Raw genomic sequence first — 13,755 nt, forward strand, 5'->3', positions numbered from 1 at the left:
ACTTTTCCAGATCGAATTTTGCGAGGAGTTTCCGATGAGCCCGGTTGCCAAGAAAGCCGCAAAGAAGACCCCAGCCAAGACCACCGCGTCGCCCGACAAAAAAACCGGCTTCAGCGACGACGAGAAGGCCGCGATGAAGGCCTACGCCCAGGAGCTGAAGGCGCAGGCACGCGCGGACAGAACCCGGGAGGACGGCGAGCGCGAAGTGCTGGCGGCGATCGCCGCGATGCCGGAGTCCGATCGCGTCATTGCCGCGCGGGTGCATGCCCTCGTCAAGGCCCATGCCCCGGTGCTGGTGCCGAGGACCTGGTACGGCATGCCGGCGTACAGCAAGGACGACAAGGTGGTCTGTTTCTTCAAGGACGCGCAGAAGTTCAAGGACCGTTACGCCACCTTCGGCTTCAACGACAAGGCCATGCTCGACGACGGTGCCATGTGGCCGACCGCGTTTGCGCTAACGACGATGAACGCCGATGTGGAGAAGCGCATCGCCGTGTTGTTGAAGAAGGCCTTGGGCTGAGCCATCCATTTTGGATCGGTGAGCGGGCGGGATGTTTTCCCGCCCGCTCACCGGTCTCCTAAGATGGCGCTCCGCTCACCGATGAGGCCACTCGCCATGCATACGGCTCTTCCACGTTCGTGCCGCGTCCTGCTGGGGCTGGCGCTCGCGTCATCCGCTCCGTGGGCCGCGGCTGCCGATTCGGCGCCTGTGACGCACGTAGACAGCGGTACGCTGTCGGGTATCCACGATGCCCAGACGGGCCTCGATGAGTTCAAGGGCATTCCGTATGCCGCGCCGCCCGTCGGCGCACTACGCTGGAAGCCGCCGCAGCCCGCGGCTGCGTGGAACGGCGCGCGCAGCGCCGAGCATTTCGGCCCGCGCTGCATGCAGCGGCCGCTGTTCGGCGACATGGTGTTCCGCTCCGCCGGCATGAGCGAAGACTGCCTCTACCTCAACGTATGGAAGCCGGCGCACGCCACGGCCGGCAAGTTGCCGGTGCTGGTGTATTTCTACGGCGGCGGCTTCCTGGGCGGCGATGGTTCGGAGCCGCGCTACGACGGCGCCAGTCTGGCGCGGCACGGCATCGTCACGGTGACCGTGAACTACCGGCTGGACGTGTTCGGCTTCCTTGCCATGCCGGCCCTGACCGGCGAATCCCCGGCGCATGCCAGCGGCAACTACGGCTTGCTCGACCAGGTCGCCGCGCTGCGCTGGGTCCAGCGCAATATCGCGGCGTTCGGCGGCGATCCGGCCCAGGTCACCATCGGTGGCGAATCGGCCGGCGCCATGTCGGTGTCGGCGCTGATGGCCTCACCGCTGTCAAAAGGGCTGATGCAGCGTGCCATCGGCGAGAGCGGCGCGGTACTCGGCAATCTCAAACCGGGGCCGCTGGTGCTGGCCGAACAGCAGGGCCAGGCCTATATGCAGCATGTCGGCGCGCATTCGCTGACGGAGCTGCGCGCGATGAAAGCGGACGTTCTGCTCAAGGCCTGCGGCGACAAAGGCGTGCCCGAGTTCGGTCCCATCCTCGACGGGTATTTTCTGCCGCGCCCGCCCGAGGCCATCTACGCGGCCGGTGCGCAGGCGCACATCCCGCTGCTGCTGGGTTCGAACTCACAGGAGGGTTACTACCCGTACCTGCTCGGCAAGCAAGCGCCCACGCCGGCGAACTATCGCGCCGCGGTGCAGCGGGTGTTCGGCACGCATGCGGACGAGGCGCTCAAGCTTTATCCGGGCGGCGACGAGGCGGAAGTGAAAACTTCTGGCACCGCGCTGGAAGGCGACCAGTTCATCGCCTTCGCCACCCGGCGCTGGATGGACTGGCAGCGCAAGACCGGCAAGGCGCCGGTGTATTACTACTACTTCGACCAGCCGCGCCCGGCGAAGCGCGACGGCAGTGCCGGCCCGGATGCCGGCGCGGTGCACAGTGGCGAGATCGAATACGCGCTGGGCGACCTTGCCGGTAACCGTGTCTATGCGTGGACCGCTACCGACCAGCGCGTCTCGGTGGTGATGGAAGGCTACTGGGCCAACTTCATCAAGACCGGCGATCCCAACGGGGCGGGCCTGCCGCACTGGCCGGCCGCCGCGGACAAGGACGATGGCGTGCTGCGCCAGGTGATCGGCGCGGAGACGCATACCTTCATCGACCGAAACGCGGCGCGCTACGAATTCCTGCAGCGCTTCGAGCCCGACGCACATCTCTGAAGCGCCGAAAGCGGCCTTCGCGTCAGTAGGGCCGTGTGCGCTTGCCGGCTGCGCTGGCGGCCTGCATCTCGACGCTGAGGGTGAAGGTGCGCCGCTCGTCCGGCTGCATGGCGCCGACGCCCACCAGCTTGCGCGCGATCTCCTCGCCGCGTTCGTTGCGGATGGTCAGCACCATCGAATACTCCCACGCGCCGCTGTCGGGATTGCGGAAGCTGCCTTCCACGCGCAGCGGCACAGACGCCGCCGGCGCTGCGCGGGCGCCGCTGGTCGGTTCGCTGAAGCGCAGCTTGTGGCGGCAGGCCGGGCACACGCTCGCACTTTCGAGGATGGTCTCCCGGCAGTGCGGGCAGGTGCGCGTCGCCCCGGCCGTGCCTGACGCTGCGGCGCTCACGAACTTGTGCCGTTGTGCCTGTCGCTCGTACGTGCGGCGTTGTCATCCCAGCCGAACTCGGCCTGGCCGCGCATGCGCGAGCCGGCGGCCACGCTGAGTGAACCGGCCTTCAGATCGCCGGTCAGCGCGCCGCTCTGCAGCAATTCCACGTGTGCCGCGGATTCGATGTTGCCCACCAGCTCGCCTGCGATGGTGACCTTCTCCGCGCGTACGCTGCCGGTCACCTTGGCGCCGGGTTCGATGGTGAGGTCCCCGCGCACGCTGATGTCGCCCTTGAAGTTGCCGGCGATGCGCACGTGGCCGGCGCCCTCGATCTTGCCCTCAATGGTGATGTCGGGCGCGATCAGCGACTCGGCCTTGGGCTTGCCCGGTACGGCCACGGGCGTGGGACGGGAGACCGGCTGTACCGGCGCCGCCGCTTCCGGCTTGGCTTCAGGAATGTCGAAACGGGCCTGTTCCGTGGCTTCGGGCACTGCAGCGGTAGGGGACTTGGCGGTTTCTTTCCACAAGGCCATGGCGGGGCTCCGCTCACTCAGGGGGAGGTCGAGCGTACCCCCGGGCGGCTGGGATGGAAACCGGTGCAGACAGCTCGGGTTCACGGCTTGGAGCACGGATAGGCCGATAAACGCCAAAACCTGCGTTTCCATGGCAGTCTTCCTACCTTCGATGGCTCCGCGCGAGTTCCTGCGTACTTAAGCGATGTGTCGCCTCGCAGGGCTGCAGCGATTCCGATGACAAGCGCCAGGGGGCAGTTGAAGCCAGCCGCGTTCGGGTAGAGTGCGCCATCTGACAGGGGGTGGTCGTGGCGACTTTCAGGACCGGCTGCGTGCTGGCGATGTTGGCGTTGGCATGGTGGGTGATTCAGCCTGCCTTTGCGCAACAGCCTCCTGTCGCAGGCGACCCGCAGTTCCGCCCGCCACCGCCCGGCGCGCACCCGCCGCCGCAAGGGCCGCCGCCGCGTGGCGCGCCGGGATGGGTGCCGCCCCCGCCCCCGCCGCCATCGCCAAGGGTCGAAGCGGAGGCGCCCGCTGCGGCGCCGGCCTTGCTACCCGCTCCTGCGCAGGTGGCGCCCGCTCCTACGCGTGCGGACCCGATCGTAGCGGTGGGAAGCACTGCGGCCCCTGCGCCGCTTGCAGCAACGTCTGCGACGCTGCCCGCCACGCAAGCTGCATCATCGAGCGCCGCGCCGTCGAGCGTACCCGTGTCCTCGACGCCCGATGCCGTCGCCGTACCGCCATCGCAAAGGCATTCGCTGGCCTGGCTGCTGCTGCCGGTACTGGGTGTCGTGCTGCTGGCCTGGTGGGCGTCGCTGCGCCGCGCCCGGCAGCTGGGGCAGCAGACCGAACAGCTGACGCGCCAGCAGCGCTTCCTGAAATCCGCACACAGCCACCTGCAGCGCAGGTCGGAACAACTGCAGTACCTGTCCATGCACGACCCGCTCACCGGCACGCTCAACCGGCATGCTTTCGCCGGGGAGCTGCGCGCACGCATCGACCATCTGTCGAAATACAACCAGCCGCTGTGCCTGATCGTGTTCGACCTCGACCACTTCAAGCAGATCAACGACCGCTACGGTCACCAGGCGGGTGACGCGGCATTGGCGCTGGTGGTGGGGGTGGCGCGCGAACACCTGGTGAGCGACGACTTGTTCGGCCGTTTCGGCGGCGACGAATTCATGATCGCCTGCGGTGGACAGGACACGACCCAGGCCACGGCGCTGGCCGACGCCCTGCGTACCGCCGTGGCTGCCCGTGCGCCTCAGGCGGAGCCGCCGATTCCCGATCTCACGCTGAGCCTTGGCGTGGCGCAGGCCGATCCGCAGCGTGGCTACGACGCGGACGAACTGTTCGCGCGCGCCGACGCGGCGCTGTACGCGGCCAAGCGCCGCGGCCGCAATCAGGTGGTCGCCGACGCCAGCGACGAAGCGTTGCCGATGCCGGACGCCGTGCGCCGGCACCTGTAATGAGCGCGCTCAGCGCCGGATCGCAAGCACTCCATCCAGTGCCAGTTCTGATTTGAAGCCAGCCTCTTGCAGTCGCCGCGCCACCTCGCGCGGCACGTCGCGGCCGCTGGTCAGCTTGTTCGGGCTGCCGGTGTAGTGGAACAGGCGGCCGCCCCGGCGCAGCACGCGGGCGAGCTGTTCGTAGAACGCCAGCGAGTACAGCTCGCCGGCGATGCCGAAGCGCGGCGGGTCGTGCAGCAGCGCGTCCACCGAAGCATCCGCGAGTTGCGCGATAGCCTGCGACACGTCGGCATGCCGCAGCGAGAGGCGACCGCCATGTTCCGGCGCGTCCGGGTCGGGCGACCATGGGTTGAGCGTGCGCAGCCACAGCACGTCCGGATTCTTCTCGAAGGAATGGATGCGCGCTGCGCCAGCGTCCAGGCAGCAGGCGGCGAAGTAGCCCATGCCGCCGCAGGTATCCAGCACCGCTTTGCCGCGCGGTTCGACCAGCGCGACCTTGCGGCGTGCGTCGTCCAGCGGCGACGTCTTCGAAGTGGGCAGCATCTTGATGCCGTCGATCTCGAAGGTGGGCACGTCCCATTCGGTGGGCACCAGTTTGATCAGCGCGCCGGAGAAGCGCGCCGCCGGCGCGAACGCCTCGCCGTCCCAGTAATGGATGCTGCGATCCTTTGGCAGGGGCGGGTAGGGGTAGCGTTCGCCGCGCCATTGCCAGGCGTCGGCCTGCAGCTGCGCGGTGCCGGTGGATCGGCCCAGGTCCAGCGAACCCGTCCACCCGGCGGCACCGGCATCGCGCGCGGCGAGCAAGGCCTCGGCAGTGGGGCGGGTAAGCAAGGGGCCGGCGTAATGCGTCACGAAGAAGTCTCCTGGGGCGCCGGTGCGGTGGTGCAAAGCGGTTCCGGCGAATGGCGAATCATGACGGATGTGGCGCCGGTAGCGACATCGTTCCGTTTTCCTCACGAAGACGGAGGCATAGTCGGGCGACTGCGGCCGGGGCCGCGCCGTTCGGGAGTCGTGCCATGACGAAGTGTTTCACGCGTGGGTTGCCGGCCTTGCTGCTGGCGCTCGCCTTGCCGGTCGCCGCGCAGGCGGCGGATGCGAGCGGTGCCGCATCGAAACAGATCGCCACCGCCGGTGCGCACGCCGGCATGGCGCTGGGTGCGGCAGACCTGGCCACGGCGCATGCGCACCTGCACCATGTGGTGAATTGCCTGGTCGGTCCCGCGGGCAAGGGTTTCGATGCCACGGCGGAGGATCCCTGCAAGGGCATGGGCCAGGGTGCCATCGTCGATGCGAAAGGCGACAGCGCCGTCGAGGGCCGCCTGCACATGGCGTTGAGCCAGGCCGAGCAGGGGCTGAAGGCGAATACGCTGGATGCCGCGCATGCCGATGCGAAGAAAGCCATGGATGCCTTGCAGGCGAAGTGACGGCGCGCCGCCCATCGAGTGTCAGCGCCTGTTGCATCGTGTCTTGCTAGCTTGAAGCCTCGTACCGCATGACGAGGAGGCCGGCGATGAAGTTTTCCATGCTCGCGTGCGCCTGGGCGGCGGCGTTGGCCTGCGTGGCCTGTTCGCAAGGGTCGCAGGAACCGGCGGCGCCGGCATCCTCCGTGTCTTCCCCCGTGGTGCCGACCACGCAGGCACCGCCGCCCGGCGCGATGACGACGGCCGGCGTCGTCGCTGCGGCCACGGTGGAAAAACCGGTTGCGGTGCCGATCTACCTGTTCGACCTGCTGCAGCGGCCCGATTTCGTGCAGGCACTGGGTGCGCTGCCCGAGGCGCAGGCCTTGCCGGCCTGGGTGCGCACGGGCGGCACGGCGACGCCGGTGCAGACCGTGCAGCTGGACGGCAAGTCCATGCTGCTGGCGACGGCGTGCAAGCCGCACGATTGCCCGACCGAGCGCGTGGCCCTGCTGTACGACGCGCAAGGCCACGCCATGTGGGGACTGTTCGCGCAACGCCCCGAGAACCTGCCGCCGGCGGTCGATCCGGCTGACAGTTCGCAGGACCGGCTCAGCTGGCTGGGCGCGCCGGATCCGGACCGGCGCAAGCTGCTGCGCGCCGCGCTGTACGCGCGTTGACGCCGCGCATCACGCCGGCTTGATCGCGCGGCGTGTCCAATGAATCGGATGCGCCGCAGCCGCGCGGCGCGCATTCCCCGTGGGAGATTTCTGCATGAGCACGATCAAGGTGGCGTTACTGGTGGGCAGCCTGCGCAAGGCGTCGATCAACAAGCGGCTGGCGCACGCGGTAGAGCGGCTGGCGCCGAAAGAATTCGCCTTCGAGTACATCCGCATCGACAACCTGCCGCTGTACGACCAGGACTTCGACGCCGACTATCCCGCCGAGGCCAGGCGCCTGAAGCGCGAGATCGAGGCGGCCGACGCACTGCTGTTCGTCACGCCGGAGTACAACCGCGGGATACCGGGCGTGCTGAAGAACGCGCTCGACGTCGCCTCGCGGCCCTGGGGCACGAACTCGTTTGCCGGCAAGGCGGGGGCGGTGATCGGCGCCTCGATCGGCGCCACCGGCAGCGCGTTGGCGCAGCAGCACCTGCGCAACGTGTTGGCCTATCTCGACGTGGCGACGCTGGCGCAGCCGGAGGTGTACGTGCAGTTCAGGGACGATGGCCTGATCGACGCCGAGGGCCACGTCGCCAACGAGGGCACGCAGCAGTTTCTGCAGGGCTTCGTGGACCGTTACGTGGCCTGGGTGAAGCAGCACCTGAAATAAGCCGCGTTGTAGCGCATCCTGTGCGCGAACGCTCTTGCTGACGTTCGATCAAAAGCATTCGCGTACAGGATGCGCTCTTGCGCGCGGCAGGCTGAGAGAGCGCTCAGGCTTCCGTGCCGCAGAACTTCTCCAGCAATTGCTGCTGCGCGTCGCGCACCGCCTCGTCGGGTGCGCGCGTCACCGGGCGGTAGCTGCCGTCGGCCTGCAGTTCGGTGGAGCCGACGTTGTCGGCCAGGTAGAGCTCCAGCGCGCTGAAGACGCGCTGCTGCAGCTTCTTGCCCTCGATCGGGAACGCACATTCCACACGGCGGTCCAGGTTGCGTTCCATCAGGTCGGCGCTGGAGAGGTACAGCCGCGGCTCGCCATCGTTGGCAAACCAGTACGCGCGGCTGTGTTCCAGGAAACGGCCGATCACCGAGCGCACGCGGATGTTCTCCGACACGCCGGGCACGCCCGGGCGCAGACAGCACATGCCGCGCACGATCAGGTCGATGCGCACGCCGGCGATGCTGGCCTTGTACAGCGCGCGGATCATCTTGGGGTCGGTGAGCGCGTTGATCTTGATGAGGATGCGCGCGTCCTTGCCTGCCGCGGCGTTCGCCGCCTCCTGCGCGATCAGGTCGAGCAGGCCTTGTTTCAGCGTGAACGGCGCCTGCAGCAGCTTGCGCAGGCGCAGCATCTTGCCCATGCCGGTGAGCTGGCTGAACAGCTTGTGCACGTCCTCGCACAGCACTTCGTCGGAAGTAAGCAGGCTGTAGTCGGTGTACAGCCGCGCGTTGCCTGCGTGGTAATTGCCGGTACCGAGGTGCGCGTAGCGCACCAGCTCGCTGCCTTCGCGGCGCTGGATCAGCATCAGCTTGGCGTGGGTCTTGATGCCGACCACGCCGTAGATCACCATCGCGCCGGCTTGCTGCAGGCGCGAGGCGAGCGTGAGGTTGGATTCCTCGTCGAAGCGTGCGCGCAGCTCCACCACCGCGGTCACTTCCTTGCCCGCGCGCGCGGCGTCGACCAGGGCGTCGACGAGTTCCGAATCCGCGCCGGTGCGGTACAGCGTCTGCTTGATCGCCAGTACCTGCGGATCCTTCGCGGCCTGACGCAGCAAATCCACCACCGGCACGAAGGATTCGTAGGGGTGCAGCAGCAGCACGTCCTGCTTCGCGATCACCGAGAACAGATCTTCGGCGTGCTTCAGCGTCTTCGGCAGCGCGGGTACGAATGGCTTGTACTGCAGCCTGGGGTAGTTCACTTTGCTGGCGATGCGGAACAGCCGCGCCAGGTTCACCGGGCCGTTCACTTCGTACAGCTCCGACTCGGTGAGGCCGAACTGTTTCAGCAGATGCGTGCTGAGTGCCTTGGGGCAATTGTCGGCCACCTCCAGCCGCACCGCGTTGCCGAAGCGGCGCGAATACAGCTCGCCGCGCAGCGCCAGCGCCAAGTCCTCCACGTCCTCGGGATCGAGCGCGAGGTCGGCGTTGCGGGTCAGCCGGAACTGATAGCAGCCGAGCACGTTCATGCCGGGGAACAGTTCTTCGGCGTGCGCATGGATCATCGAGGACAGCAGCACGTAGCAATCGCCGCCGTCGGCAATCTCGTCGGGCACGCGGATCAGCCGCGGCAGTACGCGTGGCGCGGGCACCACGGCGAGGCCGGAGTCGCGGCCGAACGCGTCCACGCCGTCCAGCTGCACGATGAAGTTGAGGCTCTTGTTGACCAGCAGCGGGAACGGGTGGGTGGGGTCCAGGCCGATCGGCGTCACCAGCGGCGCCACCTCCTCGCGGAAGTAGCGGCGCACCCACTGCCGCTGCTTGTGCGTCCACTCGTCGCGCCGCGCGATGCGGATACCGTGCGCAGCGAGCTCCGGCAGGATGCGCTCGTTGAGGATCGCGTACTGCCGCTCGATCTGCTGGTGCGCGATCGTGCTGATCTCGGCCAGCGTCTGGCGCGGCGCCATGCCGTCGGCACCGAGCAGTTCGTGGTCCAGCGCGATCTGGCCCTTGAGGCCTGCCACGCGGATCTCGAAGAACTCGTCCATGTTGCGCGAGAAGATCAGCAGGAACTTCAGCCGCTCCAGCAGCGGCGTGCGCTGATCCAGCGCCTGGTCCAGCACGCGGATGTTGAACTCCAGCTGCGACAGCTCGCGGTTGAGGTACAGCCGGCGTTCGCCGAGGTCGGGCGCGGCGACCGCGTCGTTGGCTGCGGATGCGCTAGCGGCGGCCGGCGACGGCTTGCGGGGGGCGTGTGAACTCATCGAGGCGTAATCCGTGGGAGCGCATGCCGCGCCGGTCCTTCCGGGCATGGTAACCCCGGCGGCTCATGCGCTCCGTGCATGAGCGTGGGCGACACCGTGCCGTTGTTTCATGACGGTTCAATGACACCGGCCGCGCTGTGGCCCGAGGCGCCTTCGCGACCATGCAACGCCAGGTAGCGGCTGGGCGGCGCGCCCAGCGTGCGCCGGAACGCGGCGCTGAACGCGCTGGCGCTGGCGTAGCCCAGCTCGATGGCGACGGTGGTGACTGGTTCGCCGCTGCCGAGCCGGGTCAGTGCGGCGAGCAGGCAGGCTTGCTGGCGCCACGCGGCGAAGCTCATGCCGGTCTGCTGGCGGAACAGCCGGGTGAAGTGGCGCCGGCTCATGCCGGCCTTGTGCGCCATCGCATCGACGTCGATCTCCAGCGCGGGTGCGGCGAGCAGGGCGCGGCACAGCCGGCGCAGGCGCGGCTCGTCGGGCAGCGGCGTGTTCAGCGGCAGCGCGGGCATGGTACGAATCTCGTCCAGCAGCAGCGCCATGACGCGGCCGTCGCGACCGTCCAGCGCGTATTCCAGCGGAAGGTCCACCGCTTCCAGCAGCAGCGCGTGCAGCAGCGGCGACACCTCGATCACCTGGCAGTACGCGGGCAGGCCCGCGGCGTCGGCGGCCTCGCGCCGTACGTAGACGCTGCGTGTGGAGACCTCGCCGCTCATGTGCACCTCGTGCGGCACGCCTGGCGGTAGCCACAACGCGCGCCGCGGCGGCACCACCCAACTGCCGCGGTCGGTCACCGCGCTGACCACGCCGGTGGCCGCGTACAGCAGCTGGCCGCGCTGATGCGCATGCGCAGGCAGCACGTAGCCGGCGGCGTAGTCGTTGCCGGTGGCCACGACATCGCGCGGGGCATTCTCGTACGCATCAACGCGGGTATGTCGCATGGCCCGATTTCGACAGAAGTTGACCCAGCGGCGCATGCGGGCCGCCATCCGGCGAATTATCGTGTGCGCAGCGACGGATGCAAGGCGCGCCGTCGTGATCCGTTCCCCCGAGATCCCCGACGAGTCCCCCCATGCAGACCCGCGTCGACGCTATTCCACTGAGCCCTGCCGCCAACCCGCCCGCGGTAGCCGAGGATCGCACCCAGTTCACTGTGCTGGGTGCGATCAGCTTCTCGCACCTGCTCAACGACATGATCCAGTCGCTGATCCTGGCGATCTACCCGCTGCTGAAGAGCGGTTTCAACCTCAGCTTCGCCCAGGTCGGCCTGATCACGCTGACCTACCAGGTCACCGCTTCGCTGCTGCAGCCGCTGGTGGGCATGGCGGCCGACCGCCGCCCGATGCCGTATTCGCTGGCCGCGGGCATGGGCTTCACGTTGGCCGGGCTGCTGCTGCTGGCGACCGCGCCCAACTTCCCGGTGCTGCTGTTGGCGGCGGCGCTGGTGGGCACCGGTTCGTCGATCTTCCATCCGGAGTCGTCGCGGGTGGCGCGCATGGCTTCGGGCGGCCGCCCGGGGCTGGCGCAGTCGGTGTTCGTGGTGGGCGGCAACCTCGGCGCCTCGCTGGGGCCGTTGCTGGCGGCGTGGATCATCGTGCCTTATGGACGCGGCAGCGTGGCGTGGTTCGCGCTGGCGCCGCTGCTGGCGATCGCGGTGTTGATGCAGGTCGGCCACTGGTACGCCCGCCACCACGCTACCCACGGCAAGTCGCGCGCCCGCCGCGCGGCGTTGCGCGAGCTGTCGCCGGGCATGGTGAAGGCTTCGCTGCTGATCCTGGTGGTGCTGATCTTCTCCAAGTATTTCTACATCGCCAGCATCAGCAGCTATTACACGTTCTACCTGATGCACCGCTTCAACGTGTCGGTGCAGAACGCGCAGGTGCATCTGTTCGTGTTTCTCGCCTCGGTGGCGGCGGGGGTGCTGATCGGCGGGCCGCTGGGCGACAAGGTCGGGCGCAAGTGGGTGATCCTGGGTTCGATCCTCGGCGTGGCGCCGTTCACCCTGCTGCTGCCGCATGCGAATCTGTTCTGGACCGGCGTGCTCAGCGTGGTGATCGGCCTGGTGCTGGCCTCGGCCTTCACCACCATCATCGTCTACGCGCAGGAGCTGGTGCCGGGTCGCATCGGCATGATCTCCGGCGTGTTCTACGGGCTGGCCTTCGGCATGGGCGGCCTGGGCGCCGCGGTGCTGGGCAAGCTGGCCGATCTCGATGGCATCGGCTACGTGTATCAGCTGTGTGCCTTCCTGCCGCTGATCGGTGTGTGCGCGATCTTGTTGCCGGATATCGAGAAGCCGGCCAAGGGGTGAGGTTCCGGCGGTAGCCGAACCCTCACCCCAACCCCTCTCCCGGAGGGAGAGGGGTTGGGGTTTCAGCGGCGCAGGTTGCTGCGCGCCAGTTCGATCAGTTCGTCGCCGCGGCCGTTCATCACGGTGCGCAGCGCCCACAGGCTGAAGCCCTTGACCTGTTCGAGCTGGATCTTCGGCGGCATCGACAGTTCCTGGCGGTTGGTGCGCACGTCGACCAAGGCGGGACCCTCATGCGCGAAAGCCTCGCGCACCGCGCCTTCCAGATCGCCGGGGTCCTCCACACGCACGCCATGGATGCCGACGGCGCGCGCCATGGCGGCGAAGTCGGGGTTGTCCAGCGATACGCCGACGGGCAGGAAGCCGGCGGCCTTCATCTCCAGCTCCACGAAACCCAGCGTGCCGTTGTTGAACACCACGATCTTCACCGGCAGCTTGTGCTGGATCAGGGTGAGCAGGTCGCCCATCAGCATCGCGAAGCCGCCGTCGCCGGAGAGGCTGACCACCTGGCGCTGGGGAAACGCGGTCTGCGCGCCGATGGCCTGCGGCATCGCGTTGGCCATCGAGCCGTGCACGAAGGAGCCAAGCAGGCGGCGCTTGCCGTTCATGCGCAGGTAGCGCGCGGCCCAGATCGTGGGCGTGCCCACATCGCAGGTAAACACCGCGTCCTCGCTGGCGACCTGGTCCACCACCTTCGCCACGTATTGCGGGTGGATGGGTTTCTGGCCCGGCTTGCCGCTGGCGAGTTCGTCCAGCCCTTCGCGCGCCTTGCGGTAGTGGGCGAGGCTGGCCTTGAGGTGGCCGTCATCGCGCGCGGGCTTGAGGCGCGGCAGCAGTGCCTCGAGGGTGGCGCCAACGTCGCCGACCAAGCCCAGGTCGAGCTTGCAGCGGCGTCCCAGGTTCTCGCCGCGCAGGTCGATCTGGCAGATCGTCGCATCGCTGGGGAAAAACTGCCGGTACGGGAAGTCGGTGCCGAGCAGCAGCAAGGTGTCGCAATTCATCATCGCCTGGTAGCCGGAGCTGAAGCCGATCAGGCCGGTCATGCCGACGTCGTTGGGGTTGTCCCACTCGATGTGTTCCTTGCCGCCCAAAGCGTGCACCACCGGCGCCTTCAGCGTGTCGGCCAGGCGCATCACCGCGTCGTGCGCACCGGCGCAGCCGCGCCCGCAGAACAAGGTGACCTTGCGACCACCGGCCAGCAGCCCGGCCAACTGGTCGAGCTGGTCCGGCGTAGGCACCACCACGGGCGCCACCGGCAACAGGCTGGCGGCATCGGCGACCGGGCCGGAGGCCTCGGCCAGCGCGACGTCGCCGGGAATCACCAGCACGGACACGCCGCGTTGCGCGACCGCCGTGCGCACCGCGATCTCGGCGGCGCGATGGATCTGGCTGGGGCTGCTCACCAGTTCGCAATAGTGGCTGCATTCCTGGAACAGGTTCTGCGGATGGGTTTCCTGGAAGTAGCCACTGCCGATTTCCACCGACGGTATGTGCGCAGCGATCGCCAGCACCGGCGTGCGCGAGCGCTGCGCGTCGTACAAGCCGTTGATCAGGTGCAGATTGCCGGGGCCGCAGGAGCCGGCGCATACCGCCAGCTGGCCGGTGAGCTGCGCTTCGGCGCCGGCAGCGAACGCCGCAGCCTCCTCGTGCCGATAGTGGATCCAGCGCATCTCCGGACGCTGGCGCAGCGACTCGGTGATGCCGTTGAGGCTGTCGCCGACCACGCCATGGATGCGGCGCACGCCGGCGTTGGCCAGGGTTTCGACCAGCACGTCAGCGACATTGCGGATGGCCATGACGCGCTCCTGAGGAAGGGGAGCGGCCATGCTGTCATGGGGATTCTTCGGGCGGCGTGAAGGGTGGCCTGCACGGTACGTGCACGGCCACCTTCATGCTCGTCCTTCAGCTGCCGGGGG

General features: G+C 68.2%; 13 protein-coding genes. 7 read left to right on the forward strand and 6 right to left on the reverse strand.

Annotated features, from left to right (window positions below; all coding sequences use genetic code 11):
• The first annotated feature begins 34 nt into the window (after positions 1 to 34).
• The gene (locus ISP14_RS09995) at positions 35 to 520 is read left to right on the forward strand and encodes an iron chaperone (RefSeq protein WP_404538946.1); all 486 of its coding nucleotides are present in this window, start codon (positions 35 to 37) and stop codon (positions 518 to 520) included.
• A gap of 189 nt (positions 521 to 709) precedes the next feature.
• Positions 710 to 2,209 carry a carboxylesterase/lipase family protein gene (locus ISP14_RS10000; RefSeq protein WP_404538949.1) on the forward strand — a complete coding sequence of 500 codons (1,500 nt, stop codon included), beginning with the start codon at positions 710 to 712 and terminating at the stop codon, positions 2,207 to 2,209.
• Between the two features lie 22 nt (positions 2,210 to 2,231).
• Here the strand turns inward: ISP14_RS10000 and ISP14_RS10005 are convergent, their stop codons facing one another.
• Positions 2,232 to 2,600 (reverse strand): hypothetical protein, encoded by a 369-nt coding sequence (locus ISP14_RS10005; RefSeq protein WP_404538951.1) that lies wholly within the window; start codon positions 2,598 to 2,600, stop codon positions 2,232 to 2,234.
• Complete coding sequence (locus ISP14_RS10010) at positions 2,597 to 3,115, reverse strand: bactofilin family protein (RefSeq protein WP_404538953.1); 519 nt, start codon at positions 3,113 to 3,115, stop codon at positions 2,597 to 2,599. Before ISP14_RS10010 ends, ISP14_RS10005 begins: the two co-directional genes overlap by 4 nt.
• 686 nt (positions 3,116 to 3,801) lie before the next feature.
• On the opposite strand from ISP14_RS10010, the gene ISP14_RS10015 reads away from it, so the two are divergent.
• On the forward strand, positions 3,802 to 4,563 hold the full coding sequence (locus ISP14_RS10015; protein WP_404538956.1) for a GGDEF domain-containing protein: 762 nt from the start codon (positions 3,802 to 3,804) through the stop codon (positions 4,561 to 4,563).
• A 9-nt stretch (positions 4,564 to 4,572) separates the two neighbouring features.
• Here the strand turns inward: ISP14_RS10015 and ISP14_RS10020 are convergent, their stop codons facing one another.
• A complete protein-coding gene (locus ISP14_RS10020) occupies positions 4,573 to 5,415 on the reverse strand; it encodes a class I SAM-dependent methyltransferase (protein WP_404538959.1) in 843 nt (280 codons plus the stop codon).
• A 164-nt stretch (positions 5,416 to 5,579) separates the two neighbouring features.
• Here ISP14_RS10020 and ISP14_RS10025 point away from each other — a divergent pair, with 164 nt between their 5' ends.
• From ISP14_RS10025 to ISP14_RS10035, 3 genes are all read left to right on the forward strand, one after another.
• Positions 5,580 to 5,987, forward strand: a complete 408-nt coding sequence (locus ISP14_RS10025; protein ID WP_404538962.1) for a hypothetical protein — start codon at positions 5,580 to 5,582, stop codon at positions 5,985 to 5,987.
• An 86-nt stretch (positions 5,988 to 6,073) separates the two neighbouring features.
• The gene (locus ISP14_RS10030; RefSeq protein ID WP_404538965.1) at positions 6,074 to 6,640 is read left to right on the forward strand and encodes an Ivy family c-type lysozyme inhibitor; all 567 of its coding nucleotides are present in this window, start codon (positions 6,074 to 6,076) and stop codon (positions 6,638 to 6,640) included.
• 94 nt (positions 6,641 to 6,734) lie between these two features.
• Positions 6,735 to 7,292: an NADPH-dependent FMN reductase gene (locus ISP14_RS10035; RefSeq protein ID WP_404538967.1), complete on the forward strand. Its 558-nt coding sequence runs from the start codon at positions 6,735 to 6,737 to the stop codon at positions 7,290 to 7,292.
• A gap of 103 nt (positions 7,293 to 7,395) precedes the next feature.
• Here ISP14_RS10035 and ppk1 read toward each other — a convergent pair whose 3' ends face one another.
• Together ppk1 and ISP14_RS10045 are read right to left on the reverse strand one after the other, a co-directional pair.
• Positions 7,396 to 9,540 carry a polyphosphate kinase 1 gene (ppk1, locus tag ISP14_RS10040; protein ID WP_404538970.1) on the reverse strand — a complete coding sequence of 715 codons (2,145 nt, stop codon included), beginning with the start codon at positions 9,538 to 9,540 and terminating at the stop codon, positions 7,396 to 7,398.
• A 107-nt stretch (positions 9,541 to 9,647) separates the two neighbouring features.
• Positions 9,648 to 10,475 carry an AraC family transcriptional regulator gene (locus ISP14_RS10045; RefSeq protein ID WP_404538972.1) on the reverse strand — a complete coding sequence of 276 codons (828 nt, stop codon included), beginning with the start codon at positions 10,473 to 10,475 and terminating at the stop codon, positions 9,648 to 9,650.
• A gap of 131 nt (positions 10,476 to 10,606) precedes the next feature.
• Between ISP14_RS10045 and ISP14_RS10050 the strand changes: the two genes are divergently transcribed.
• Positions 10,607 to 11,842, forward strand: a complete 1,236-nt coding sequence (locus tag ISP14_RS10050; protein ID WP_404538975.1) for an MFS transporter — start codon at positions 10,607 to 10,609, stop codon at positions 11,840 to 11,842.
• Positions 11,843 to 11,904: 62 nt separating this feature from the next.
• On the opposite strand, the gene poxB is transcribed toward ISP14_RS10050, so the two are convergent.
• Positions 11,905 to 13,635, reverse strand: a complete 1,731-nt coding sequence (gene poxB / locus ISP14_RS10055) for a ubiquinone-dependent pyruvate dehydrogenase (RefSeq protein WP_404538978.1) — start codon at positions 13,633 to 13,635, stop codon at positions 11,905 to 11,907.
• Between the last annotated feature and the right edge of the window lie 120 nt (positions 13,636 to 13,755).

It is taken from the genome of Dyella agri, assembly GCF_044904705.1.
Taxonomy (GTDB): domain Bacteria; phylum Pseudomonadota; class Gammaproteobacteria; order Xanthomonadales; family Rhodanobacteraceae; genus Rhodanobacter_A; species Rhodanobacter_A agri.